General features: G+C 65.3%; 22 protein-coding genes and 1 pseudogene. 11 read left to right on the top strand and 12 right to left on the bottom strand.

Going from position 1 to position 26160, the window contains the following annotated elements; genetic code table 11:
- Both IC66_RS0117950 and IC66_RS0117945 read right to left on the bottom strand, forming a co-directional pair.
- On the bottom strand, window positions 1-578 hold a 578-nt coding region (locus IC66_RS0117950), incomplete at its 3' end, for an HAD family hydrolase (RefSeq protein WP_049806555.1).
- Window positions 579-634: 56 nt separating this feature from the next.
- Window positions 635-1678, bottom strand: coding sequence for a helix-turn-helix domain-containing protein (locus tag IC66_RS0117945; RefSeq protein WP_038948534.1), 1044 nt, complete (start codon window positions 1676-1678; stop codon window positions 635-637).
- A 538-nt stretch (window positions 1679-2216) separates the two neighbouring features.
- On the opposite strand from IC66_RS0117945, the gene IC66_RS0117935 reads away from it, so the two are divergent.
- Window positions 2217-5225 carry an autotransporter domain-containing protein gene (locus tag IC66_RS0117935; protein ID WP_049806554.1) on the top strand — a complete coding sequence of 1003 codons (3009 nt, stop codon included), beginning with the start codon at window positions 2217-2219 and terminating at the stop codon, window positions 5223-5225.
- A gap of 13 nt (window positions 5226-5238) precedes the next feature.
- Here IC66_RS0117935 and IC66_RS0117930 read toward each other — a convergent pair whose 3' ends face one another.
- Window positions 5239-7143, bottom strand: a complete 1905-nt coding sequence (locus tag IC66_RS0117930; protein WP_028139908.1) for a sensor domain-containing diguanylate cyclase — start codon at window positions 7141-7143, stop codon at window positions 5239-5241.
- Between the two features lie 166 nt (window positions 7144-7309).
- Complete coding sequence (locus IC66_RS0117925; protein ID WP_018316283.1) at window positions 7310-7531, bottom strand: dodecin; 222 nt, start codon at window positions 7529-7531, stop codon at window positions 7310-7312.
- A gap of 238 nt (window positions 7532-7769) precedes the next feature.
- On the opposite strand from IC66_RS0117925, the gene IC66_RS0117920 reads away from it, so the two are divergent.
- Both IC66_RS0117920 and IC66_RS0117915 read left to right on the top strand, forming a co-directional pair.
- Window positions 7770-8771 carry a glycoside hydrolase family 16 protein gene (locus tag IC66_RS0117920; RefSeq protein WP_028139909.1) on the top strand — a complete coding sequence of 334 codons (1002 nt, stop codon included), beginning with the start codon at window positions 7770-7772 and terminating at the stop codon, window positions 8769-8771.
- Between the two features lie 2 nt (window positions 8772-8773).
- Complete coding sequence (locus IC66_RS0117915) at window positions 8774-10243, top strand: GH1 family beta-glucosidase (protein WP_038948532.1); 1470 nt, start codon at window positions 8774-8776, stop codon at window positions 10241-10243.
- Window positions 10244-10252: 9 nt separating this feature from the next.
- Here IC66_RS0117915 and IC66_RS0117910 read toward each other — a convergent pair whose 3' ends face one another.
- From IC66_RS0117910 to IC66_RS0117885, 6 genes are all read right to left on the bottom strand, one after another.
- Window positions 10253-10810, bottom strand: coding sequence for an HNH endonuclease (locus IC66_RS0117910; RefSeq protein ID WP_018316280.1), 558 nt, complete (start codon window positions 10808-10810; stop codon window positions 10253-10255).
- A 213-nt stretch (window positions 10811-11023) separates the two neighbouring features.
- Entirely contained in the window at window positions 11024-12001 is a 978-nt protein-coding gene (locus IC66_RS0117905; RefSeq protein ID WP_038948531.1) for a peptidyl-alpha-hydroxyglycine alpha-amidating lyase family protein, read from the bottom strand.
- Window positions 12002-12147: 146 nt separating this feature from the next.
- Entirely contained in the window at window positions 12148-13911 is a 1764-nt protein-coding gene (locus tag IC66_RS0117900) for a flavin-containing monooxygenase (protein WP_038948530.1), read from the bottom strand.
- 164 nt (window positions 13912-14075) lie between these two features.
- Window positions 14076-15602: an acyl-CoA synthetase gene (locus IC66_RS0117895; protein ID WP_038948529.1), complete on the bottom strand. Its 1527-nt coding sequence runs from the start codon at window positions 15600-15602 to the stop codon at window positions 14076-14078.
- Window positions 15603-15626: 24 nt separating this feature from the next.
- Entirely contained in the window at window positions 15627-16811 is a 1185-nt protein-coding gene (locus IC66_RS0117890; protein ID WP_028139914.1) for an ABC transporter substrate-binding protein, read from the bottom strand.
- A 35-nt stretch (window positions 16812-16846) separates the two neighbouring features.
- A complete protein-coding gene (locus tag IC66_RS0117885; protein ID WP_028139915.1) occupies window positions 16847-17821 on the bottom strand; it encodes an NAD(P)H-dependent flavin oxidoreductase in 975 nt (324 codons plus the stop codon).
- Between the two features lie 181 nt (window positions 17822-18002).
- On the opposite strand from IC66_RS0117885, the gene IC66_RS0117880 reads away from it, so the two are divergent.
- Window positions 18003-18890 (top strand): LysR family transcriptional regulator, encoded by an 888-nt coding sequence (locus tag IC66_RS0117880; RefSeq protein ID WP_028139916.1) that lies wholly within the window; start codon window positions 18003-18005, stop codon window positions 18888-18890.
- 72 nt (window positions 18891-18962) lie between these two features.
- Here IC66_RS0117880 and IC66_RS0117875 read toward each other — a convergent pair whose 3' ends face one another.
- Window positions 18963-19616: a DNA-3-methyladenine glycosylase family protein gene (locus IC66_RS0117875; RefSeq protein ID WP_028139917.1), complete on the bottom strand. Its 654-nt coding sequence runs from the start codon at window positions 19614-19616 to the stop codon at window positions 18963-18965.
- Window positions 19617-19712: 96 nt separating this feature from the next.
- Between IC66_RS0117875 and IC66_RS0117870 the strand changes: the two genes are divergently transcribed.
- The 3 genes from IC66_RS0117870 to IC66_RS0117860 all read left to right on the top strand — a co-directional run bounded on the left by IC66_RS0117870 (window position 19713) and on the right by IC66_RS0117860 (window position 22821).
- Window positions 19713-20567: a nucleotidyltransferase domain-containing protein gene (locus IC66_RS0117870; RefSeq protein WP_038948527.1), complete on the top strand. Its 855-nt coding sequence runs from the start codon at window positions 19713-19715 to the stop codon at window positions 20565-20567.
- Entirely contained in the window at window positions 20567-21436 is an 870-nt protein-coding gene (gene gluQRS, locus IC66_RS0117865) for a tRNA glutamyl-Q(34) synthetase GluQRS (RefSeq protein WP_038948526.1), read from the top strand. The genes IC66_RS0117870 and gluQRS overlap by 1 nt, the downstream gene beginning before the upstream one ends.
- A gap of 104 nt (window positions 21437-21540) precedes the next feature.
- Window positions 21541-22821, top strand: coding sequence for an ATP-binding protein (locus IC66_RS0117860; RefSeq protein ID WP_028139919.1), 1281 nt, complete (start codon window positions 21541-21543; stop codon window positions 22819-22821).
- Here the strand turns inward: IC66_RS0117860 and IC66_RS0117855 are convergent.
- Window positions 22748-23641, bottom strand: coding sequence for a YihY/virulence factor BrkB family protein (locus IC66_RS0117855; RefSeq protein ID WP_028139920.1), 894 nt, complete (start codon window positions 23639-23641; stop codon window positions 22748-22750). The genes IC66_RS0117860 and IC66_RS0117855 overlap by 74 nt on opposite strands.
- Before the next feature lie 316 nt (window positions 23642-23957).
- Between IC66_RS0117855 and IC66_RS0117850 the strand changes: the two genes are divergently transcribed.
- From IC66_RS0117850 to IC66_RS0117835, 4 genes and pseudogenes are all read left to right on the top strand, one after another.
- Window positions 23958-24152 carry a twin transmembrane helix small protein gene (locus IC66_RS0117850; RefSeq protein WP_028139921.1) on the top strand — a complete coding sequence of 65 codons (195 nt, stop codon included), beginning with the start codon at window positions 23958-23960 and terminating at the stop codon, window positions 24150-24152.
- A gap of 86 nt (window positions 24153-24238) precedes the next feature.
- Window positions 24239-24811 (top strand): cob(I)yrinic acid a,c-diamide adenosyltransferase, encoded by a 573-nt coding sequence (locus IC66_RS0117845; RefSeq protein WP_028139922.1) that lies wholly within the window; start codon window positions 24239-24241, stop codon window positions 24809-24811.
- A 126-nt stretch (window positions 24812-24937) separates the two neighbouring features.
- On the top strand, window positions 24938-25687 hold the full coding sequence (locus tag IC66_RS0117840) for an electron transfer flavoprotein subunit beta/FixA family protein (protein ID WP_018316267.1): 750 nt from the start codon (window positions 24938-24940) through the stop codon (window positions 25685-25687).
- Window positions 25687-26160, top strand: a pseudogene (locus IC66_RS0117835) (electron transfer flavoprotein subunit alpha/FixB family protein); the annotation flags it as partial. The gene IC66_RS0117840 and the pseudogene IC66_RS0117835, both read left to right, overlap by 1 nt.

Here is a 26160-nt window from a genome sequence, read left to right as displayed (position 1 = left end):
ACCAGGCCCGCCTCTCGCGCGCCGGCGACGTTGGCTGCGAGATCGTCGACGAACAGGACGGTTTGCGGCCTCACGCCGAGCTCGGAGAGGCAGAGGCGATAGCAGTGCGGGTCCGGCTTGGCCGTCTTGAATTGCGCCGAGGTGTAGATCCGGGAGCCGAACAGCGGTCGCAATTCCGGCAGCAGCGTGTCGATGTGGTCGGCGACCAGCGTGGTATTGTTGGTCAGGACGGCGATATCGACGGTGTTTCGCAAGCTGCTGGCAATGTCCAGCATCGCGCGATCCGCCTGCATTGAACGGCGCCGGGCCTCCACCCACTCGTCGAGTGAGAGCGGATAGCCGATGCGTTCGCCAAAACCTCGCAGATAGTCGGCAGCCTCGAGCGCGCCGGAATCGCCGAGCAGCTCGAATCCGCTGTCCCAGATCGCGTTGTGGACGGCTTCGCTGCTGGTCCCCGCAAGCTGCGCCAGATAGGCGACGCGGGTCGCCCTGTCGTAGTCGCAGAGGACATTGTCCATGTCGAAGAGGACGAGCTTGATGGCATCAGTCACGGCGACGCTCGCGCATTGGCCGAACATCCGGCCCTGGCGTGAGTCATATCCCGCCGGAACGCGGGCGACAAATCGGGTGTTGGCTAGGGCTGCGATGCGCGTCGCCGCGCCAGTTGATGCAGCACTGTGTCGACGGCAGGCACCGCTCCGGTCTCGCGCAGCCAGGCATCGGCCAATTCCCTCAATTCGCCCGGCGTCAGGCCGAACTTGCGGCGGAATGCGCGAATGAAGGTGGAATCGCTGCTGAAGCGCATGTCGACGGCGAGCTCGATCAGCCGGCCGTCCTGCGCGGATGGCGATATCAAGCGCCGAAACGCGAGATTGAGCCGCTGCTCCCGCACATAATGCGCAAGCCCGCCCTCGGCCTCGAACAGCCGGTAGAGTGTCGCGCGCGAGATCTGGAAGTGGCGGCAGAGCTCTTCGCTGGTGAGCGCATCGGTTTCGAGATTGTTCGCGATGCGACGCTTGATCATCGTGAGATAAAGATGTCGCTCGGCGCGCTCGAGGCCCGCGACGATCTCGGCCGTCCCGCCCGCGGCGGCGGCCACGAGATCGGCGATCGCCTCGACCGTGGCTTCGGCATGGCCGGTGCCGGTATCCGTCCCGGGCTCGGACGACAGGGCAAGCGCGCCATAATGGCTGGCGAGCAGGCGTGCATGGGGGTGGTCCGACGGCAGCAGGGTTGCCGTCGCCGCATCCGGATGGGCGAGCCGCGGCGCCAGCATCGCGCGTTGCAGCACGATCGTCATCAGATGGGTGCGGCCGCCCGCGGCGCGCAACGCGGTCCGGTTCGGTTGCGCCATGTCGATGAGAACGATGTCGCCGGGCCGCAGCGTAACCTCGCGGCGGCCTGAGCTGAACTGCATCTCGCCCTCGACGCAGAGGGTGATCTGAAAATGATCCATGATGCCACGGGCGACGTGCGCGGGCGTGCGGTCATAGTCCTGGTCGGTGGCACGCGTGTCGATCAGCAAAGCGTTGCGGGTCATCCTCGTCACCGTGGTGACATGGAAATCGTCCTCCGCGGTGCGCGGAATGACCTCACAAATGTCGACCGTCATGGCCCGCAAGTGCGCGAGCGCCTCCGGACCGCGCCCGGGATTGTCCGCCGCCGTGCTTTCGTTCAAGGCAGTCCCGTCCACGTCCCCTCGCGATGCGGAAAGACCGCATGCAACTAAGCAAGCCAATGTCGGGTCTGGATGTAGCCATTCGGAAATCGGGGCGCAAGCGAGGCCGAGGTAGAATGTGCGTTCGTGTATTTGCAACCATCGAGAGATTCAGTTGGATTTTGTCCCGCTGAGACGCCGGGCACATCGTCCGTCCTGCCGTCCTGTTAGAGATTCTCCAGTCTCTGGAATGCGAGCGCGCCAAGCGGGGCCGCGCCGTCGGAATGGGGTTGCCGCGTGGGGTCAATGGGAATTTTGGGTGCTGGCCGTCGGCAACGACGTCCGCGCAGCTGCCGTCGTCGCCGGACAATGAGAAGCTGCGGGATGCTTGTCATCCTGGTCCTGCCGTATCTCGCCTCGACCTCCGCCAGCAGGGCGCAGATCGACAATTACAGCATCTGGACCGCACTCAACAGCACGCCGGGGCAGGTGATCGAGTTCGGCACGCTGAGCAACGCTCCGATCGGCTCCCCGATCGGAACGAGCACATATCAGCGCGGTGTTTTCGGCCGATGGCCGCTTCGCCTATGTCGTTGCCATGTCCGGCGCGGTGGAGGTCATCGACGTCGTCGGCCGGACGGTCGTCGCGACCATACCCGTCGCCGGACAGACGGCGGGATTGGCGCTCAGCCCGGATGGCTCGAGCCTCTACGTGACCTCCTCCTCGGCCCATTCGGTCACGGTGATTTCCACCGCGACCAATGTCGTGGTCGGCTCCCCCATCGCGGTGGGGGCAGCCCCTTACGGCGTCGTCGTTTCGCCGGACGGGACCCGGGCCTATGTCGCCAACCAGGGCTCCGCGAACATTTCGATCATCGACGCCGCGTCGAAAACCGTCATCGGCACGGTCGCGGCGGGAAGCTCCCCCTCCGGCATCACAACGTCTCCGGACGGAAGCCGGATCTACGTGACCAATCAAAGCGATGGCAGCGTCACGGTGATCGATGCAGCGTCGCAATCGGTGGTGACGACGGTTTCGGTCTCCGGACTGCCCCTGAGCGTCGCGGCCAGCCCGGACGGGTCGCGGATCTATGTGACGACGCAGTCCAACCAACTCGTGGTGATCAATGCCCTGACGAACACCATCACGGCAAGCGTGACCCTGTCCGGCGGCCCGTCCAGCAACGGCATCGGAGTGACCGTGACGCCCGACGGCAGCCGGGCCTACATCACGACTGGCTTCGGGTTTTACGTGATGGATACGGCCACCAACACGATCCTGTCCTTCGTCACCATGCCGATCGTTGACAACGGCAATGCCGGGACCGCCTTCATCGGGCCGAACGTCATCGTTGCGGCGGGCGGGGCCGTCGCGGCGGGCAGCGATGCCGCGCTCACGGCGCTGGCCTTCGGGCAATATGTCAATTTCAACGGCGGCGCGCTGCGATTTACCAGTGCTTTCAGCACCGCGCGGACGATCTCGCTGCTGGCCGGCGGCGGCACGATCGACACCAACGGCGTCAATGCGACGTTGTCAGGGCAGATCATCAACACGGGATCCCTGACCAAGACGGGGCTGGGCACGCTGACGCTGACCGGCGCCAACACCTACAGCGGCGGGACCTTCGTCAATGGCGGCACGCTGGCCTTGAGCGGCGCCGGCACGCTGGGCGACGTCGGCGGGACGACCGCGGTCAACAGCGGTGCCACGCTCGATCTGGGCGGCACGACGCAGACCCAGGGCGCGGTCGGCCTTAACGGCGGCACGATCCGCAACGGCAATCTGAACGCGCCCATTACCTCCATCGGAGGTGTCCTCAACGGCATCGGCGGGACCGCGAGCCTGACGACGACGGCCGGCTTCACCATGTTGCTCGGCAACAACGGCTACACCGGAGCCACGGCCGTGAATGGCGGTGTGCTCGACGTCGAAGGAACGATCACCGGCACCTCTTCGGTCACCGTGAATGCCGGTGGCGTGCTGATGGGATCGGGCACGATCGATCCGCTGTTGGTGGCGATTGCCGGCGGCGGCACGTTCGCGCCCGGCAACGGCACGCCCGGCAGCGTCACGAGCATCGTCGGCGATCTCGCCCTGCAATCGGGCGCGATCTATCAGGTCCAGGTCAATCCGTCGACGGCGTCCCATGCGAACGTCACGGGCAGCGCGACGCTGGGCGGCGCTAGTGTGAGCGCGGTGTTTGCGGCCGGCAGCTATATCGAGAAGAAATACACCATCCTCAGCGCGGGCGGCGGCCTCTCCGGCAGCTTTGCCTCGACCGTTGCCAGCAGCAATCTCCCGGCGAACTTCAAGACCGATCTCAGCTACGACGCAAACAATGCCTATCTCAACCTGTCGCTCGCCTTCGTGCCGCCGCCGAATTCCGGCCTGAACGGCAATCAGCAGGCGGTAGCGAACGCATTGGTCAATTCCTTCGATGTCAACGGCGGTATTCCGCTGATCTATGGCCGCATGACGGCGGCCGGCTTGACGCAAGCCTCGGGCGAACAAGGCACGGCAGCGCAGCAGACCACGTTCAACGCCATGAGCCAGTTCATGGGCCTGCTCACCGATCCCTTCGCGCAGCGCGAGGGTGGGCCGGATCCCGCGAACGGTGCGGCTGGACTTGCCGAAGACGTTCAGGCCAGCGCCTATGCCGCACGCAAGCGCGCCGACGCGTTCGCCATGTTCGCCAAGGCGCCGGCGCAGGGATTTGCGCAGCGCTGGAGCGTGTGGGTCGCCGGCTTCGGCGGATCGCAATCGACCGACGGCAATGCTGCGGACGGCTCGAATGACACCACGAGCCGCATCGCCGGCACGGCGGTCGGCGCGGACTATTGGCTCGCGCCGAACACGAAGCTCGGCTTCGCGCTTGCCGGCGGTGGCACCAGCTTCGGCGTGAACGGTCTCGGCTCCGATCGCTCCGACCTGTTCCAGGCCGGCGCCTATCTTTACCACGCCAACGGCGCGGCCTACGTCTCCGCCGCGCCGGCCTATGGCTGGCAGAACATCACCACCGATCGCACCGTGACGGTCGCCGGCGCAGACCGCCTGCGCGCCGCATTCGACGCCAATGCGTATTCCGGTCGTGTCGAAGGCGGCTACCGCCTGGTCGGGTCATGGATCGGCGGGATCGGCCTCACGCCTTATGGGGCGATGCAGTTCACGACGCTCGACCTGCCAGCCTATGCCGAACACGTCGTCTCCGGCTCATCGGCATTCGCCTTGAACTACGCCGCGAAGAGCGTGACCGACAGCCGCAGCGAGCTCGGCCTGCGTACCGACAAGTCGTTCGCCACGCCGGCCGGCGTGTTGGCGCTGCGCGGCCCTGTCGCCTGGGCGCATGATTTCAATCCCGATCGTGCGGCCGCCGCAACCTTTCAGGCGTTGCCGGTCGCAAGCTTCGTCGTCAACGGCGCAGCGCAGGCCCGCGACGCCGCGCTCACGACGGCTTCGGTCGAGATGAAATGGCTGAACGGCTGGTCGGCGGCGGCCACGTTCGAAGGCGAGTTCTCCAGCGTCACCCGCAGCTACGCCGGCAAGGGCAGCGTTCGCTACGGCTGGTGAGCGTTGGATCCCGTCACGCGGTCTTCGCGGGCCAGGGCACGACCTGTCCGGACATCACCAGCCGATCGCGGCCGCTGTCCTTCGCGGCATAGAGCGCGCGGTCGGCCGCAGCGACCAGCGTGCTGAAGTCCGTGGAGGTCAGGGACGGAAGTCCGGTTGCCGCGCCGACGCTTACCGTGACCAACCGGGAGGGCGGATTCTGCGCATGCAGCATGGCAAGATCGTGCAGCGCCTGGCGAACCGCTTCCGCGACCTCCACGCAGCCATCCGGACCTGTGTTCGGCAACAACACGGCGAATTCCTCGCCGCCGTAGCGCGCCGCGAGGTCGGCGGGACGCCTGGCCTGGGTGGACAGGATCCGGCCCAGCGCGCGCAGGCACCCGTCGCCCGCAAGATGTCCGTAATGGTCGTTGAACTTCTTGAAATGATCGACGTCGATCAGCAGGAGCGAAAGCTGCGTGCCGTCGCGCCGGGCGCGCGCCCATTCGTCGGCAAGGCGTTCGTCGAATGCGCGCCGGTTGGCAAGGCCGGTGAGGCCGTCGGTCCTCGCAAGCGAAGCGAGCTTGTCCTGGAGATCCTTCTGCTCGGTCATGTCGCGCACGACCGCGACGACGCCGTCGATCGCGCCGCTGTCCGATGCCACCGTCACGTGCAGCGCCGCCTCCGCCCAGATCTCCCCTTTTTCGCGATGACGCTGGCGATAGACGAACCGCGCTTCCTCGGCCTCGCCGTTCTTCAGTGCCGTGATGGCCTGAGCGACCCGTTCCATGTCGTCGGCGTGAATGCCGGCCAGGGCCGACGTGTTCAGCAGTTCCTCGGCGGTCCAGCCGGTGATGCGCACGCATGACGGAGAGACATAGAGCAGCCGGTTATCCAGCCCGATCCGGGTTACCATGTCGCTGGATTGCTCGGCCAGCAGGCGGAAATTTGCCTCCTTGGCGACCAGGGCCTGCGCCATGCGCTGTCGCTGCCAGAGCTGACGGACCAGGTAGGAGCCGATCACCGCGATCAGCAGGACGAGGCCGACGACGAAAGTTATGCGTGTGGCGGCGGCGCGTCGCCAGGGAGCCAGCACGTCATCTTGGGACTTACTCGCCAGCACCATCAGGGGATAGCGGCTGCTGCGCTGGTAGTAGCTCAGGCGCTGCACGCCATCGAGCGGCGACTTGAAATAATAGACCGCTTCGGCGGGGCGGCTTTTCCAGCCTTTGAACAAGGGCGCATTGGACAGGTCGCGTCCGATGAAGGCGTCGCTCTCATCTCGGCTGCGTGCCAGCATGATGCCGCCATTGTTGAGCAGCGATGCCGAGCCGTTCGGCCCTAGGTCGAACCGCTCGTAGAATTTGACGAAATAGCTGACGTCGATCGTGAGCAGGGCAACGCCGGCGAAGCCGCCGTCGGGATCATTGATCCGCCGGGACGCCGTGATGATCCACTGGCCCCCGGAGCGGCTCTTGATGGGCGGTCCGATCAGCGTGCCCGTCTCCGTGGAGTCGCGGTGGCGCTGGAAATATTCCCGGTCGCTGTTGTTGAGCTTGGAAAAGTCGAGGCGCTCGGTCGTGGCAAGCCACCGGCCCGTCGCGTCATAGACGAAGATGCCGCGGATGCGGTCCGATGATTTGCGCGTCGGCAGATAGGCCTGGAGCTTCGTGATCGTGTCGGGGCCAGTCCCGTCGAGTTCGAGCCGGTGGACCAGTCCTACCAGGAGCGTATCGACCAGCTCGAACGTATCATCCGCGTGCTGGATCAGTGAATGTGCGAGGTTGGTGACGTCGATCTCGGCGTTCCTGAGGTCGACATTGCGAGCTTCCCATTCGCGCCAGGCGCTGAGGCCCAGGATCGTCACGCAGATCAGCCCAACGAAGCCCGCCGCCCAGAGCGGAAGGCGCGTCTTGCCGAATTCGCGGCTCGTGACCATCAGGCTTGCTCCAAATCGGGGCAAACCTCTCACTTTCGTCTTAACGGCCTCTTGCAAAATCTGCAATGATTGTGCGGGGTCCGTAATCAACCGGAAGGATTGCCGACATCGTTGGGGCAGATCGGCGGAGCCACGCTACCGCAGTGCGACAATTCCGCCTGCCGCCTCATCCCTCCAGGGTGAAGCCGACGCGCAGCGTCACCTGATAGTGCCGCACGGCGCCGTTCTCGATGTGGCCGCGCGTCTGCACCACCTCGAACCATTTCATCTCGCGGATGGTCTTGGACGCGCGGCTGATCGCGTTCTTGATCGCGTCCTCGATCGAGGTTTCGGACGATCCGACGAGGTCCAGGATCTTGTAGACATGATCACTCTCGGTTGCGGCCATGGGTCTTCCCTTGTTTCATCTTGCAGCGGACAAACGCGCTCGATGGAACGTGCATGCGAGCGCATGGCGTTGACTCTGAACGGGCGTGGGCGCCTCGGGTTCCCAGTGCCCGCTGGCCCCGGAGCGGAGGCGAGAGGAATGGTTTTCAAATCGCCCGCCGGCGTCGGATGCCGCGGTTGCCCGCGCGAAGACGGATGAGCTAACCTCCGCGCATGTCGTGGCATCTTCGAGTGCGGTGATGATCGGCCGTTGGACGAGGGGCACTCTGGTTGCGATCGGCCTCGGCGTGCTGCCTGCGCCTTGTATCGCGCAGGATGAGCTCGATCGCGCGCCGGCGAGCATGGCTCTGCAGGTGACGACCGATCCCTCCACCATCGTGTGTCGCCGGCTGGACACGGTCAGTTTAGCCTCGCTGGTGTTCCTGCCGCTGCGCCGGACCTTCAGCGAGGATTTTGACGAGCATCCGCTGTCGAACGGACGCTGGATCCCGCATTATGCCGGCGGCGCGGCCTGGCCGGAGGCACGCTATTGGGGCGGCGACGGCTCCGACTTCAAGCGCAAGACCAGCGCCAATGGCGAGCAGCAGATCTACGTCGATCCGCGCTATGCCGGCCGCGCGGCCGCGCCGCTCGGGCTCGATCCGTTCAGGGTGAAGGACGGCGTGCTGTCGATCATCGCCAGCCGAACGCCGCCGGAATTGAAACAGCTGCTGTTCAACAACGAGTACATCTCGGGCATCCTGACGACCCAGGGCACGTTCGCCCAGAAGCACGGCTATTTCGAAATTCGCGCCAAGGTGCCGGTCGGCCACGCAGTGTGGCCGGCGTTCTGGATGCTGGCGGACGACGGCGGCTGGCCGCCGGAGGTCGATGTGCTGGAAGGCCGCGGCGAACGGCCGGGAGATCTGGTGATGACGACCCATTGGCGGATCCCTTCGACCCAGAAGATCCAGTCCTGCGGCTTCGATTTCGCGGTCGGCGACGCCTCGAGCGTATTCCACAATTACGGTGTGTTGTGGCAGGAGGATCGACTGGTCTATTTCATCGACCGCAGGCCGGTCTCCGACATCAAGGTGCCGATCGGCTTCGACGATCCCATGTACATGATCGTCAATCTCGCGATCGGGTCGAAGTTTTTTCCGGGCGTCAGTCAGGTCGATGCCGAATCGCCAGCGAGCGTCGCATTCGAGATCGACCGGATTTCCGTCTATCAGATCGATCTGGAGCTGGCACGGAGATAACGATGTCAGCCGATGTCTCGCGGCGCCGTTTTGCCAAGCTCACGGGCCTCGCCGCGCTGGGCGTAGCAGCAGGTGCCGGGGCCGCGGAGAATGAAAAGTCCGCTTCGACCGACCGCCACCTGCCGGCGCCGCTCCCGAAGGATTTTCTGTGGGGCACGGCGACCTCGTCCTACCAGATCGAAGGCGCGGTCGATGAGGACGGTCGCGGCAAGTCGATCTGGGATATTTTCAGCCACACGCCCGGCAAGATCGAGGACGGCTCGACCGGCGACCGCGCCAACGAGCACTATCACCGCTACAAGGAGGACGTCGCGCTGATCAAGGCGCTCGGCGTCAAGGCCTACCGTTTCTCGATCGCATGGCCGCGCGTGTTTCCGGAAGGTTTTGGCCAGCCCAATCCTGAGGGCCTCGACTTCTACGACCGCCTCGTCGACGAACTGCTCGCGAACGGCATCGAGCCTTACGCGACGCTCTACCATTGGGACTTGCCGCAGGCACTCCAGGACCGCGTCGGGGGCTGGTCGTCGAGCGACACGTCGAAGGCTTTTGCTGACTACGCTGCGCATGTCGCCGCTCGCCTGACCGATCGCGTGAAGAACGTCTTCACCGTGAACGAGGTCGGGCGTTTCGTGAATTTCGGCTATGGCTGGGGCATCGATGCGCCCGGTCTCAAGCTGCCGACCGCGCAGCTCAACCAGGCGCGCCATCACGTCGCCTTGGCGCACGGGCTTGCCGTGCAGGCGATCCGCGCCGCGGGCCGCGCCGGCACCCGCGTCGGCCCGGCCGAGAACATCGCCGCCTGTGTGCCGGCGATTCCGACGCCGGAAAACATCCGCGCCGCCGAGATCGCGACGCGCGAGCTCAACGCCGGCTTCCTCGGCGTGGTGCTGGAGGGCAAATACACCGAGGGCTTTTTGGCCTATGCCGGCGCGGACGCGCCGAAATTCACCGCCGAGGAATTGAAGATCATCGGCGCGCCGAACGATTTCGTCGGCCTCAACATCTACGCGCCGCAATATTACGTCACGGCTTCCGACCGCGCGCCCGGCTTCCACGTGCTGCCGTTCCCCACCTCGTTCCCGCACATGAATTCGGATTGGCTGCGGGTCGGCCCGGAAGTGATCTACTGGGCGCCGCGCCTTGCGGCAAAGATCTGGAACATCGAGAATATCTACATCAGCGAGAACGGCACCTCGTCCGAGGACAAGATCTCTGCCGACGGCCAGGTCTACGACCTCGACCGCATCATGTTCCTGCGCAATTACCTGTCCCAGATGCAGCGCGCGACCGCCGAGGGCGTGCCGATCCGCGGCTACTTCCTCTGGAGCCTGATGGACAATTTCGAATGGATCTTCGGCTACGGCAAGCGCTTCGGCCTGTACCGGGTCGATTTCGAGACCCAGGCAAGGGTGCCGAAGCTGAGCGCGGCGTTCTATCGCGACGTGGTGGCACGGAACGCGATCGGGGGGTGAGACCACACCCTACGGATCCAGCTCCGTATCCCAGTACAGATAGTCCAGCCAACTATCATGCAGATAGTTCGGCGGGAACAGGCGGCCGTTGCGGTGGAGCTGGTGCACGGTCGGGGCGAAGGCATGCTGGCGCGGAAACATTTTTGCCTGCACCGGCGTGAGATTGCCCTTGCGCAGGTTACACGGCGAGCATGCCGCGACCACGTTCTCCCAGGTGGTCTGGCCGCCCTTGCTGCGCGGGATGATGTGATCGAAGGTCAGGTCTTCGGGCGAGCCGCAATATTGGCAGGCGAAACGGTCGCGCAGGAAGACGTTGAACCGGGTGAAGGCCGGATGGGTGGTCGGCTTGACGAAGGATTTGAGCGAGACGACGCTCGGCAGCTGCATTTGCAGCGTGGGGCTATGAACCGCCTGATCGTAATGTGCGACGATGTTGACGCGATCGAGGAACACTGCCTTGATCGCGTCCTGCCACGACCAAAGAGACAGCGGGTAGTAACTCAGCGGCCGGAAGTCCGCATTCAGCACCAACACCGGCCAACTGCCTTGCGAGACATGTGCGTTCAAGTAACGCTCCCGGCCTCCAATATACGCTGCGAAGCAGCATGTACTGACATACTACATGCAGCGTGACGGGATTGTGAAGCCCGCTGAGCGACTTATTCAAGTGCAAGCAATGCGGCGCCGGGGTGGCGAAGGTGCTCAAAAAGCCGCGATTTGGGGAGGTACGCGGCTGGTGCGGAACTGCCGTGACCAGCGCGTCGTGGTCTGCCGCGGCAGCTACTCCCGTACCCGCTCCAGCTTCTGCAAGCACCGGGTCGCGCGCACTGCGGCCGGCATCTCCTCATCGGGAAAGCTGGTGTCCCAGTTGGTGACGCCGACCTCGCCGACATAGATGTCGCCCCTGGAATCCAGCGCGATGCCGTGGGGCGCCAGGAACTTTCCGCTCGCAGCACCCGGCCCTTCCTCGCCGCCGAGGCGCGCGATGCGCTTGCCCTTGGCGTCCACGATCGACAGCCGCGGCCCGAGATTGGGCACCTTGCGGTTGATGGCAAGGCCCGGGCCGAGCTCGCCGATCACGAAGGTCGGGCTCCTGGCCCCGCCGCAACGGCACAGCGCGCAGGGCCGATGCAAATTGTTCCACTGCGTCTCGTATTTGCCCTCGCCATTGAACACCTGGACGCGGTGGTTCTCGCGGTCGGCGACATAGACCCAGCCATCTGCATCGGTGGCAATATTGTGCACGATGTTGAACTGGCCGGGATCGGTGCCGGGCTCGCCCCAGCTCTTGAGCAGCTTGCCGTCCGGCGTGAATTTGTGCACGCGCGCATTGCCATAGCCGTCGGAGACGTAGATCTCGCCCTTCGGCGACAGCGCGGTGTGGGTGCAGCGGTGGAAGGGCTCGCCGCTCATGAACGGCGCCGGCTTCTCGGGGATGCCGATCGTCAGCAGCACCTTGCCGTCCGTGGTGCATTTGCGCACGGTGTGGTCGCCGTCATCGGTGCAGTAGAGATTGTCGTCGGCGTCGATGTGAAGGCCGTGCGCGCGCGAGAACAGCCCTTCGCCCCAGCTGCGCAGGAAATTGCCCTCGCGGTCGAGCACCACCATCGGGTGGGCACCGCGGTTGAAGACGTAGACACGATCCTTGCTGTCGACCGCGACCGCGGCGACGTCGGTGAGCTGCCAGCCTTCGGGCAGTTTCGCGAAATTGTCGACGACGCGGTAGCGGTGCTCGCCGCTGCCGAGAATGGCTGGCATGAATCTGTCCTCCTGTCATTCCGGGGCACGCGAAGCGTGAGCCCCGGACTCCATTGTGCTGCATATTCCGCGGATAGATGGATTCTCAGATGCTCAATTGCGCATCATAGTTCGCGTTGACGCGCGCCCCGGAATGACGATTGTCGTTATGCCCGTCCCAAAATCCCTTCCTCGATCGCTTTGATCTGGAGCGCGAGGTATTTCGAGTTGATCCGGCACTGCGCGAGGCTGCCGGCGATGAACCAGAGCCCCGGCTGCCTGGTGCGCGCATACATGTTGCGCAGCTCAAGACCGTCGCCAAAGCCCCAGATCGGGCCGACGCGGTCGGCGATGGCCTCGCCAAACAGCTTTCGCACCAGATATTCCTGCGGCTTGTAGCCGGTGGAGAGCACGATGAGATCGGCGGGAAGCAGCGTGCCGTCCTTCATCCGCGCCCCCTCGGGTACAAAGCCCTCGATGTCGGCAAACTGCCTGAGCTTGATCGCGCCCTCGACGATCAGGTTGGAGCAGCCGACGTTGAAATAATAGCCGCCGCCGCGGGTGAGGTATTTGAACTGCCAGCCGGTGCCGGCCTCGCCGAAGTCGAGCTTGAAGCCGACGCGCGAGAGGCCGTCGAGCAGCTCCTTGTCGAGCTGCTTCGACTGCTCCGTCAGCATCACATGCGTCTTCTTCGCCAGCGGCGTCGGCATCGAGGCCGCGATCAGGTCGTTGTCCTCGAGCGTGCCTTCGTTGTAGGTCGCATAAGCGAGCTGCGCCGACGGCTCGATATTGGTGACCAGCGTGGCTGCGCGCTGCACCAGCGTCACCTCGGCGCCGCTGGAATACAGATCCTGCGCGATGTCGTGGCCGCTGTTGCCGGTGCCGATGACGATCGCGCGCTTGCCTGTCCAGGTCTCGCCGTCCTCATAGCGGCTGGAATGCAGCAGCGTTCCCTTGAAATTGTCGAGCGTCGGAATGGCCGGAACATTGGCGATGCCGCTGACGCCGGTCGCCATGATCACGTGGCGCGGATGCATGGTGCGCCTGCTGCCGTCGGCACGGCGCAGCGTGACGGTCCAGTGGCCCTCGACCTCATCATAGGCGCCGCTTTCGAACTCGGTGCCGGCCCAGAAGTTCAGCTCCATCGCATCGACGTAAGCCTCGAACCAGTTGGCGAGCTTGTCCTTGGGGATATAGACCGGCCAGTTCGGCGGAAACGGCATGTAGGGGAGGTGATTGACCTGCACCTGGTTGTGCAGGGTGAGCGCATGATAGCGCTTGCGCCAATTGTCGCCGATCCGCATCTCGCGATCGACGATCAGCGCGTCGACCTTCAACTGCTTCAGCCGGGCTGCTATCGCGAGCCCGGCTTGGCCGCCGCCGACCACCAGCACGGCCGGATCGCGATCGGCATAGTCGCGCGAGGCGCTGCGCAAATCCAGCCAGTTCGGCCCGCGGAAATCGCGGGAATAGGCCTGGCCGCGCGGTCGCGACGTGCCGAGCTGCTCCTCGAATCCCTTGAGCTCGTCGAGCGCGGTGAGCAGCGTCCAGGCCTTCAGGCGGTCGCCGTCGGTCTTGTCGGGAATGAGCCGCAGGATGCCGCTGCCACGGCCGGTCGCGGTTTCGAACGTGAAGATCGCTTCGATGGTGTTGGTGCCGGCACGCGTCACCCAGCGCGGCGGCGCGCGGTTCGGCGCGATTCTGAAGCTGGTCGGTGCCGCCTCGGGCGCGAGCGCGGCCAGCGCTTGCGCAATCATCTCGCGGCCGGCGATCGTTTGCAGGTTCCAGCTCAGCGCCAGCACGTCGCGCCAGAAGCTGTCGGCGAGGAGGAGGCGGTCCAGCGTGGCGGGATCGGGCCTGCCCAGCGCGCGCTCGAATTCATCGAGCCAGGCCTGGGCGCAGGCGGATAGATCCTTGGTCTTGTCGAGCATGCGCGACCTCTTGGCCGTCTTTCGCGGCGTTTCCTCTGAGATCGGACGCTATACGGTTTCCTCGCCCGCCAAAAGCTGCGGACCCGAGCGAGGCAGACATGCAGCCCTGCTCGGGTGGAATATGGCCTGGTATTCCGCTCGCACGGACGCCGGCCGGAGAAGGTTTAAGCGCCGCCCGGACCCCGGCCGGTCCAATAGGGATCGCGCAGCTTGCGTTTGAAGATCTTTCCGGTCGCCTCCCGGGGCAGCGCATCCAGGAACCGGATCTCCTTCGGCACCTTGAAGTTCGCCAGCCGCTCGCGCAGAAAAGCCTGCACTGCGGCGGCGGAGAGCTGGTCGCCGGTGTCGGGCTCGATGCAGGCACATAGCCGCTCGCCATATTCCGGGTCGGGAATGCCGAACACGGCGCAATCGCGCACTCCGGGCATGCCGATCAGCGCGTTCTCGATCTCGGCGGGATAGATGTTGACGCCGCCTGATATCACCATGTCGCGCTTGCGGTCGCACAGAAACAGATAGCCGTCCTCGTCGAGATAGCCGACGTCGCCGACGCTGACGAGGCCGTCGCGCCCCGCCTCGGCGCGCGCCTGCGCCTTGCCGTGATAATCGAAATCGGGCACCGCCGTCTGGCGCATGTAGATTTCGCCGACCTCGTTGGCGTTGCACGCGCTGCCGTCGTCGCGGAAGATACTGACGATGCCGCCTTCGATGGCGCGGCCGACGGTGCCGGGCTTCTTCAGCGCCTCCTCGGCAGAGTGCCACACCGGGATCCCGGTCTCGGTCGAGCCGAAATACTCGTTGATGACCGGCCCCCACCAATCGATCATCGCCTTCTTCACCTCGGGCGGGCAGGGCGCAGCCCCGTGCACGACGAAGCGCAGCGACGACAGGTCGTAGCGCCGCCTGACCGTCTCGGGGAGCCGCAGCAGCCGCACGAACATCGTCGGAACCATGTGGATGTGCGTCACGCGGTGACGCTCGATCAGTGCCAGCAGCTCCTCCGCATCGAACCGCGGCTGGAGGACGATGGTGCAGCCGTTGCGGAACGCCATCATGCCGTAGGAATGCGGCGCCGAGTGATACATCGGCCCGTTGATCAGCACGATTTGGTTGTCCCGCGGCTTGATGCCATAGGCGATCGCGCCGACACGTTCGGAAGCGGCCGCCTGCTCGGGCTGCATCGGCATGCGCCGCACGCCCTTCGGCATCCCGGTCGTGCCCGAGGTGTAGATCATTGCCGCGGCCCGGCGCGGCGGTTCCTGGGTTTCGGTATGGCCGTCGCGCCAGCGCTCCCAATCGGTCAGTCCGGGCGGGACCGCGGTCAGCTCCGGGGCAATGGCGAAGGTCGCCGCCAGCTCGGGCGGCGTCGCGACCTCGAGAAGGCGGACATCCGGCGCCACGCCGTCACGAATCTGCGGCAGCAGGTCGGCGTGGCAGACCAGGATCTTCGCGCCGCTGTCGGTCAGGATGTAGCGGACCTCCTCGGCCTTGAGATGCCAGTTGATCGGCACCACCGGGCTGCCGAGGGCGGCGGAGGCCGCAACCACCTCGAACAGGGCGAAGTCGTTGCGCAGCATCATCGCAACCGGCGCGGCCTCGGCAAGGCCCAGGGCGCGAAACCCGCTTGCCGCCCGCCTGATGCGTGACTGGATCTCGTCATAGCTGATCCGGCGCTCGCCGCTGATGATCATGGCGTGTCCTTGTCCCGCACGAGCCTAGCGATCGTCCAGCACGTCGCCGAAGCCGACCCAGCTCTTGCCGTTGAAGCGGCGGAGCTGAAGCTGCTGGAACGGCAGATAATCGTCGGCACCGGTCGTAACCGAGATTCCCGGCAGCAGCAGCGGCAGCTTCACCTCCTTCAGCGAGGCCGCCTGGCGCATGATGTTGTCGCGGCTGACGTCTTCCTTGCACGCCCTCAGCACCGTCATCAGCAGCGTCGCATAGTGGTAGCCGGCCGCGTAGTTGGAGTTGGAAAGGTCGGCGTTTGGCAGGTATTGCTTCATGAAGGCAAAATACTCCTTCACGCCGGGATCGTCGGCCCATTGCGGGTCCATCGTGTCCTTCTGGTTGCTCGACGAGATCAGGCCGACCGCGTTGTCGAGCCCGGCCGGCTCCAGGAACGAAATCGACGAAGCCGAGGTCGGCACGAAGAACAGTTCGGGCTTCCAGCCGATCTCGGCCACGCCCTTGACCATCTGCGAGGTGAATTTTCCGAGTACGACGCCGAACAGCACGTTGGCGCCCGAGGCCTTCAGGGTCGAGAGCTGCGAGCTGATCGTCGGCGCGCTGGTCTCGTAGGTCTGTTCGGCGATGATCATGCCGGCCGCCTTGGCCCCGAGCGCGCGCTTGAAGCCTGCGACATAGTCGCGACCGAAATCGTCGTTCTGTGCCAGGATCGCGATCCTGGCGTCGGGCTTGGTCTGCAAGATGTATTTGGCATAGACCACGCCCTCGGATTCGTAGGCCGCCATCCCCGGCATCGTCCACGGATTCTTCTGCGGCTCGGCCCATTTGGTGGCGCCCGAGAGCACGAACAGCTGCGGCACCTTCTTGGCGTTGAGATAACGCTGCACCGCGCTGTTGGTAGCGGTGCCGAGCGAGCCGAACATCATCAGCACCTCGTCCTGCTCGACCAGCTTGCGGGTCTGCTCGACCGTCTTCGGCGGCGAATAGGCGTCGTCCAGCGTGATGAACTTGACCTTGCGGCCGTTGATGCCGCCATCGGCATTGATCTTGTCGAAGAACGCTTCCTGCGTCCGCCCGATCGCGCCGAAGCCGGAGGCCGGGCCGCTATAGGGCAGGGTCTGCCCGATGCGGATCTCGGCGCTGCCTTCGGCGCGGGCGCTGCCGGCGCCGAGCGTCAGCAACGACATGCCGATCAATGCGGCTGCGAGCTTCATGGTGTCCTCCCGTTTTTTTCTTGTAGTCCGAGACGTCAGGCGCTGGCGCGGAGCAGGAAATCCTGCCGGGCCTGATCGAACTCCGCCTTCATCCGGTCGACCAGGTCGGCGACGGCAGGCGCATCGGTGATCTGGCCGATGCCCTGGCCCGAACCCCAGATGTCGCGCCACGCCTTTGATTTCGTGTTGCCGCCTGAGCCGAAATTCATCTTCGTCTTGTCGGCCATCGGCAGATTGTCCGGATCTAACCCCGCGGCGGCGATGGAGGGGCCGAGATAGTTGCCGTGCACGCCGGTAAAGAGGTTGGTGTAGACGATGTCGTGCGCGGCATGCTGCGTCAGCGCGGACTTGTAGGCTTCGTCGGCGTTGGCTTCCCTGGTCGCGATGAAACGCGTGCCCATATAAGCTAGGTCGGCGCCAAGCGTCAGCGCGGAGGCGATGCCGAAGCCGTCGCTGATCGCGCCCGACAGCAGGATCGTGCCCTTGAACCATTGCTTGACCTCGCGCACCAGCGCGAAGGGCGAGAGCGTTCCGGCATGCCCGCCGGCGCCCGCGCAGACCAGGATCAGGCCGTCGACGCCGTGCTCGGCCGCTTTCCGCGCATGCTTGACGTTGATGACGTCGTGGAACACCAGCCCGCCATAGGAATGCGCGGCCTCGACGATCTCCGCCGGCGGCCGCAGCGAGGTGATGATGATGGGGACGCGATGTTTCACGCAGGTCTCCATGTCCTTCATCAGGCGGTCGTTGGAGGCGTGGCAGATCTGGTTGACCGCGTAGGGCGCGACCTTTTTGCCCGGATTGAGCGATTTGTATTGCCCGAGCTCGTCCTCGATGCGGCTCAACCACGCGTCCAGCTTCTCGACCGGACGGGCGTTGAGCGCCGGAAACGAGCCGACGACGCCCGCCTTGCACTGGGCGATCACCAGCTCCGGTCCGGAGACGATGAAGAGCGGCGAGCCCACCACCGGCAGCGCGAGCGAATCCTTCAAGAGAGCGGGCAGCGCCATCATGTCCTCCCTGAAAACGCGGCCCCGCCGGCGGGCGGATGACGAGGCGTTTCCGTGTTGATTGTCGCGCGGGCGATTGCCGCCCGTGTCGCGGATTTGAACCCACTATAAGGTTGGACGGCGCCCTCCGGTCGTTCAATAATGAACGGATAGCCTTTCAGATATGAACGGGGGGAGCCGATTGGACTGGGATCTCTGCAAGACCTTCGTCGCGGTCGCCGATACCGGAAGCTTCACCGCGGCCGCCCGCCGGCTGCACACCAGCCATCCGACCGTCAGTCGCAAGATCGCGGCGCTGGAAGCCCAGCTCGGCACCAGGTTGCTGGCGCGCGCCGCCGACGGCCTGGCACTGACCGCGGATGGACGGACATTGCGCGAGCACGCCGAGGCCATGGCGGCGGCGGCGCTGCGGGCCGAGACCGCGGTCGCGGCCGGGGGACATAAGGCGCGCGGCATCGTCAAGCTTTCGATCGGCGCGACGCTGGCCTCGCATTGGCTGATGCCGCGCCTGCCCGCCTTCCTGCGTGCGCATGACCATGTCCAGCTCGAGATCATCACCCACCCGTTTCCGGCGAGCGTGCGTCGGCGTGAGGCGGACGTGGTGCTGCGGCCTTTCGACAGCGGCGAGGAAAACCTGGTCGGTCGCAAGATCGGCCGCCTTGGGACCGGATTCTACGCCTCGCGCGATTATGCCGCGGGGCGGTCCTTGCCTGAACGGCGCGGCGAGTGGAAGGAGCATAGCGTCGTCGGCTTCGCCGACCAGGCGTCGAATGCACAGCTTGCGCGCTGGAGCGACGTCGTCACCCGGCAGGCCAGGGTGGTGATGCGCTGCTCTTCCCAGGGGGACATGCTGGCGGCGGTCCGCGCCGGGATTGGCATCTCGGCGCTCTCCTGCTTCGTCGCAGAAAGCTATCCCGACCTCGTACGCGTCGCCCCGCAAAAGCTCGCCAGCGTGGCGGACCTGTGGCTGCTGGCCCATCCCGACCTCGTCGAGCTTCCGGCGGTGCGTGCTGTCGTGGATTTCGTCGCCGAATGCGCCCGGGCCGACCGCGCGAGGCTGCGGGGCTAAAGCATGATCCGGGAAAGTGCGCAGCGGTTTTCCGAAAAGCGCGATGACGTTTCATCCTAATCGCGTCGCGCTTTAGCCCGAGCCGGCGAGCACGCCCTCGCGCTTCTTCACCGCGCGATAATAGCTCCACCACAGATGCGCCGCCGCGCCGCGCAGCGGACGCCAGGGCTCGGCGAGCGGCGCCATCTGCTTCTCCGTCGGCCGCGCCTGAAGGCCGAGGCCGACCTTGATGGCCTCCTGCACGGCGAGATCGCCGGCGGGCCAGGCATCGCCATGGCCGAGGCAGAACAGGAGGTAGACGTCCGCGGTCCAGGGGCCGATGCCGGGCAGCGCGATCAGCGTGTGATGCGCGGCGTCGGCATCCTCCTCGGCGAGCACGTCGAGGTTCAGTCGCTGCGCGCCGATCTCGCGGGCGAGATGCTTCAGCGTCTTGATCTTGGCAGCCGACAGGCCGAGCCGCCCGAGCCGGTCAGTGCGGGCCCGGCGCACCGCGTCGTGGTCGAACGGATCGAAGGCGGCCGACAACCGTCCCCAGATTGCCGCCGCGCTCGCGGTCGAGAGTTGCTGGCCGCAGACGATGTGGGCAAGGCCCGCAAAACCCGGCTCGCGCCGCCGCAGCGCCGGCATGCCCGCGATCTCGAACACGGGTTTGAGGCGCGGGTCACGCTTGATCAGCGCGTGGACGGCCTCTTCGAGATCGGACTGGGATTCGAGATGGATGGTCATGACGTCATCGGCTCGCCGCGATGCGGATTTGGCGTCCTGTGGACGGCTTGGGACGATAAGATTAAGACCATACTATCGGAATCCCGGAAGCGTTCGATGACTTTGAGAAGTATTCCTGTGGAGATGGACGGCGAGAAAGTCGCCCTGATCGATGCCATGCTGGATCGCGTCATCGACGAACATCGCGTCTTCCTGCCGCTGGCCATCGAAAGCGGCAGCCGGGCCTGGGGTTTCGCCTCTCCAGACAGCGACTATGACTGCCGTTTTGTGTATGTGCGTCGCGCGGTCGATCACATTACGCCTTGGGTAAGTCGCGACGTGATAGAGCTCCCGTTCGAGGGGGATCTCGATGCCAATGGATGGGATTTACGCAAGGCGCTGCAACTCCTGCTGAAGGGTAATGCGGTGATCGTGGAGTGGCTGTGCTCGCCCGTCGTTTACAGGGGGCAGGGGTGGTTTCGCGACGAGTTTCTGGCGTTTGCCAGAGAGGCCGCGAGCCGGGAGGCCGTGTGTCGCCACTATCTTCATCTCGGCGAGCGTCAGCGGCGCGTCTATTTCGGCGACGGGACGAATGTCGCGCAAAAAAAGATCTTCTATGCACTTCGGCCCGCCGCCGCTTTGCGATGGCTGCGCATGCGTCCAGCCGAAGCCGTCGCGCCGATGCATTTTCCCACCCTCATGGAGGAGTGCGACCCGCCGAGCGAACTGAAATCGGAGGTCGTCGAGCTCATGGCCCGGAAATCGATCACGCACGAACTCGGCTCCGCACCTCTGCCGCGGATCGTGGCCAACTTCCTCGATACGGAGTTCGAGCTTGCGCGCGGTCTCTTCGAGGGTAGTGGACCAAGTGCATCGGAAGAGATGATCCATCGGACAGAACAGTTTTACCGCGGCGTGGTGGAGCGCCTCGAGCGGGAGAGCGGTGCCGTTCTTCCGTTCCGGCTTGTCTGATGCCACCCGTTTTCCGATTTGCCCCCAGCCCGAACGGCCATCTCCATCTCGGCCACGCGTATTCCGCGCTGCTCAACTTCGATCGGGCGCTTAAGACCGGTGCGCGGTTGTTGCTGCGGATCGAGGACATCGACACGACGCGCTGCCGGCCGGAATTCGAGGCGGCGGTCTACGAGGATCTGGCCTGGCTCGGAATTGATTGGGAGACACCGGTGCGGCGACAGTCGGAGCATCTCGCCGACTATCGTGCCGCGCTGGACAAGCTGTCGGCGCTTGGGCTCGTCTATCCCGCCTTCGAAAGCCGCGCCGAGATCGCAAAGCTCGTTTCCGCGCGCGAGGCGGATGGCCCGTGGCCGCGTGATCCCGACGGCGCGCCGCTTTATCCCGGCGAGTCCAAATCGCTGCCTGCTGACGCGCGGGCGCGCCTAATCGACAGCGGCGCGCCCTACGCGCTGCGGCTCGACATGGCGGTCGCCTGTCGGCGCGTCGGCGGCCTGACCTGGAATGAGCTGGGCGAGGGGCCCGATGGCGAGCACGGCACCGTCCCGGCGCGGCCCGAGGCCTGGGGTGACGTTATCCTGGCGCGCAAGGAGACACCGACCAGCTACCACCTGTCCGTCGTCGTCGACGATGCGCTTCAGGGCGTCAGCGAGATCGTGCGCGGCCAGGACTTGTTTCACGCCACCGCCGTCCACCGCCTGCTCCAGGTCCTGCTCAGCCTGCCCGAACCCGCCTACCGTCATCACCGGCTGATTTGCGACAGCGAGGGGCGGAAGCTGTCGAAATCGAGCGGCTCGACCGGTCTTCACGCCTTGCGTGCGGCCGGCATCACGCCTGCCGGCATCCGTCGGCTGGTGGGATTAGGTTAAGTTTCTCTGGGGGTTAGCGAAACGCCGCCGTGACTCCGGGGGTTCCGCCGTGCCATGCTTGGCCGACAGCCCGGGGTTCGAAGGGGACACTTCGAAGGGGATTTATGGCGGCGAAAAAGCGCCCAGCGCGCACCACGCGGACGTCCAGGCGACCGCCTCGGAAGCGGTCCGGGACGACCGGCGGGTTGCGCAAGCGTAGCACCAAGACGGTCGCGCCGGATGTCGTCCAGGCGGCGCTCGCCGCCTTTGCCCATGAGGTCCGCACCCCCCTGACCGGCATCCTGGCGATCAGCGACCTGCTGGCGACCTCCGATCTCGGCGAGCGGGAACGGCGCTGGGCCGACACCATCAAGGCCGGTGCCGAGCATCTGGCGAGCCTTGCCACGCTGTTCGTGGATGCCGCCAGAACCGGCAAGGGCGCCAGCAAGGCCGGAAGTACGCTGCGGCAGGACCTGTTCGATCTCCGCACGCTCGCCCGCAGCGCCGGCGATTCACTGGCCGGGCGTGCCGCGGCCAAGGGTCTCCAGGCCCAGGTCGAGATCTCCGACAAGCTCCCCGGCCTCGTGGTCGGCGATCCCGTCCGCCTGCGCGCCGCGCTCGAGAACCTGATCGACAATGCCGTGAAGTTCACCGACCAGGGCGGCGTGGCGCTCGAGGTCGCGCCCTGGCGTCCTGCCAAGGGCAAGGCAAAGGGCAAGTCAAAAGAGAAGGGCAGGGTCGGCGTCGCCTTCGCGGTGTCCGACAGCGGCATCGGTCTGACCATGGCCGAGATCAAGCGGCTGTTCCGCCCGTTCACCCAGGCCAATGTCACCATTGCCTCGCGCTTCGGCGGCGCCGGCTTAGGGCTGTCCTCGGTCAAGCAATTGGCGCGCGCGATGGGCGGCGACATCACCGTCGCACCGCGCCGCGGCGGCGGCGCCACCTTTACGCTGACGGTGTCGCTCGATGCGGCGGGCCCCAGCAAATCCCGCAAGGCGAAGGGCGAGACCGAGGCGGATGCGGTCGCGGCGCTGCGCGTCCTCAGCGTCGAGGACAATCCGTTCGGCCGCGTCGTGCTCAACACGATTTTGACCGAGCTCGGCCATCATGCCGAGTTCATCGGGCGCGGCGAGGATGCCGTCGGCCGGCTGGCGCAAGGCGCGTTCGATGCGGTGCTGATGGATATGGTGCTGCCCGGCATCGACGGCGTCGAGGCCATCAGGCGGATCCGCACCATGCAGGCGCCGCTGGCTCGGATCCCGATCATCGGGGTGTCCGGTCGCGGCGAGGACGAGGCGGCCTCGCGCGAGGCCGGCGCCGACGCCTTCCTGGTCAAGCCTGTGTCTCCGCGGGCTTTAGCGACTGCGCTGCTTGAAGCGACACGCCGTGAGGAAGCCGTGACTTGATGATCGCGGCATTGAGCTCGCCGCCGTAAACGAAGATCGCGGCGATGAAATACAGGAACACCAGCGCGATGATCACCGAGGCGAGCCCCGCATACATCGTCACGTAATTGTTGGCGAAGCGCGCCAGATATTGCCCGAACACGATGCCGGAGATCAGCGACGCCACGATGGTGAAGACGATGCCGGGCAGGATCTGGAGGAAGCCGCGCCGTCCCGCCGGCAGCCAGACGTGCAGGATGATCAGCGCCACCACCAGCGCACCGATCGTGATGCCGTAGCGCAGCCAGGTGAGGATGCTTTCGTTGGACTCGACGAACAGCGGGATGTGGCGCCGCGCCGCCTCGATCAAGAGCGGACCGAGCACGATCAGGAACGCCATGGCGAGCGCGGTGAAGGCCGCAATCAGCGTGTAGACAATCGATTCCAGACGCAGCCAGTACCAGCGCCGCATCTCCACCACCGCATAGGCGCGATTGAGTGCGACCCGGAGGGCCTCGACGCCGTTGGAGGCGAAATAGACCGACAGCGCCGCGCCGATCGTCAGAATGCCGGTGCGGGTCGTGGTCAGCACGTCATGCACCTCGCCCGAGATCGAATCGGCGACCTGCTTCGGCCAGATCTGCAGCATTAGGCTGGCGGCCTGGTCGGCGAGTTCCTTGGAGCCGAAGAAGCCCGCGAGTGAGGTCAGCACGATCAGGAACGGGAACAACGCCATCAGCGTCGACAGGGCGATGTGGCTCGCGATCGCCCAGCCGTCGTCGGCCAGGAACGTGTAGAACGCATCCTCCAAGACGCAGTAAATGTAGCGGATGGCTTTCACGTGGCACCTACACCGCTGCTCGCTCTCCCTGCACGTAGGGAGAGATCAGGAGAATAGGCAATGGGCGCAAATCGGAAATCATCGCGCTACCATCTGATATTCTTGCCCCAAAAGCCAGTTCGCGAAGCGCCTCGCTGTCATTCCGGGGCGCGCGCAGCGCGAGCTATGATGCGCAATTGCGCATCTGAGAATCCATTTCGCCGCAGTAGGGGTGGCCCGACGGATTCCTGGCTCGACGCTTCGCATCGCCCGGAAGGACGCCGGAGGCTGCCGCGGCACCATGGCGGACCGGCGCGCACGGTGTTATCACCCCCCAATGGCATCTCTCCTGACGACTTTCATCCTGCCGGCGGCAGCCGGCGCCGTGGCGTTGGTGCTGCTGCTCGGGCTCATCAACATGATGCGCGGCGGCTCGCCCAATACCTCGCAGAAGCTGATGCGCTGGCGCGTGCTGCTTCAGTTCGTGGCGATCGTCATCGCAATGCTCGCGGTCTGGGCGATGGGGCGGTAAGGCATGATCCGGACCCGAAGGGCCGCGTTAGCGCAAAGTGTGAAGCGGTTTTCCGACGAGATCATGCCCAAAATTAAGAGGCCTCTATGGTCGTACTGAATCGCATCTACACGAAGACCGGTGACGACGGCACGACGGCCCTCGGCTCGGGCGAGCGCCGCCCAAAATACGATCTGCGTATCGAGGCCTATGGCACGGTCGACGAAACCAATGCTGCGATCGGCGTGGTGCGGCTCCATACCCAGGATGCGCCCGAGCTCCACGCGATGCTGGGCCGCATCCAGAACGATCTGTTCGATCTCGGCGCCGACCTTGCGGTTCCGGAACGTGACGGCAAAGCCGAGCGCCTGCGGGTGGTGGCGAGCCAGGTCGAACGGCTCGAGCGCGACATCGATGCGCTCAACGACAAGCTCGCGCCGCTGACCTCCTTCGTGCTTCCCGGCGGCACGCCGGCTGCTGCTCATCTCCATGTGGCGCGCACGATATGCCGCAGGGCGGAACGGGTGATCGTGGAACTGGCGGCCCGACCCGGGGAGCAGGTCAGTGCAGCTGGCATCCAATATATGAACCGCCTGTCGGACTTCCTGTTCGTGGCCAGCCGAGCCGCCAACGGGAATGGCGCCGGCGACGTGCTCTGGGTTCCGGGCCAGAACCGCTGACCCATCGAGCTCTCGCATTTCAGAGGGCTAAAATTAGGCCCGTTCGCGCGTTGACCGGGGCAGATCGGGCCTTTAGGTTCCGCGCCAGTTGATAACCCCCCTCCTAAATTGAGTGAAAGAGGATCGATGAAGGTCTTAGTGCCGGTAAAGCGGGTGGTCGATTACAACGTCAAGGTCCGCGTCAAGGGCGATGGATCGGGCGTTGAACTCGCCAACGTCAAGATGTCGATGAACCCGTTCGACGAAATCGCGGTCGAAGAAGCGCTGCGCCTGAAGGAAGCCGGCAAGGCGACCGAAGTCGTGGTGGTTTCGATTGGACCTGCGCAGGCGTCGGAGACGATCCGCACGGGTCTTGCCATGGGCGCCGATCGCGGCATCCTGGTGAAGGCCGAGGGCACCGTCGAGCCGCTCGCGGTCGCCAAGATCCTGAAGAAGGTTGCCGAAGAAGAGCAGCCGGGCCTGATCATTCTCGGCAAGCAGGCGATCGACGACGACAGCAACCAGACCGGCCAGATGCTGGCTGCGCTGCTCGGCTGGTCGCAGGCGACCTTCGCCTCGAAGCTCGAGGTCGAAGGTTCTGACTTCAAGGTCACCCGCGAAGTCGACGGCGGTCTCCAGACCGTGAAGCTGAAGGGACCGACGATCGTCACCACCGATCTGCGTCTCAACGAGCCGCGCTATGCCTCGCTGCCGAATATCATGAAGGCCAAGAAGAAGCCGATCGCGGACAAGACCGTGGCCGATTACGGCGTCGACGTCGCTCCGCGTCTCGAGGTCGTCAAGACGACGGAGCCGGCCGGCCGCAAGGCGGGCGTCAAGGTCAAGGACGTCGCCGAGCTGGTGTCGAAACTCAAGAACGAAGCCGGGGTGCTCTGATGACGACGCTGCTGATTGCCGAACACGACAATGCGTCGCTCAAGGATGCGACCAACAAGGCCCTGACCGCGGCTGCCGCGCTCGGCGCGGACGTCGAGGTCCTCGTTGCCGGCCAGAACGCCAAGGCCGCGGCGGATGCCGCTGCCAAGCTTGCCGGTGTCAAGAAGGTGCTGCTCGCCGATGGCGAGCTCTATGCGCACGATCTCGCCGAGCCGCTGGCCGCGCTGATCGTTTCGCTGGCCTCCGGCTATGATGCGATCGTCGCGCCCGCGACCTCGCGCTTCAAGAACGTGATGCCGCGCGTCGCCGCCCTGCTCGACGTCATGCAGGTCTCGGAAATCATCAAGGTGGTCGCCCCCGACACCTATGAGCGCCCGATCTATGCCGGCAACGCCATCCAGACCGTGAAGTCCAAGGACGCCAAGAAGGTCATCACGGTGCGGACCTCGACCTTCGCCGCAGCCGGCGAGGGT

Origin of the sequence: Bradyrhizobium genomosp. III (genome assembly GCF_000261705.1) — a bacterium.
In the GTDB taxonomy this organism is placed as follows: domain Bacteria; phylum Pseudomonadota; class Alphaproteobacteria; order Rhizobiales; family Xanthobacteraceae; genus Bradyrhizobium; species Bradyrhizobium ottawaense.
The sequence above is the reverse complement of the archived record's forward strand: the minus strand, read 5'-3'. Positions and strand labels throughout refer to the sequence as shown.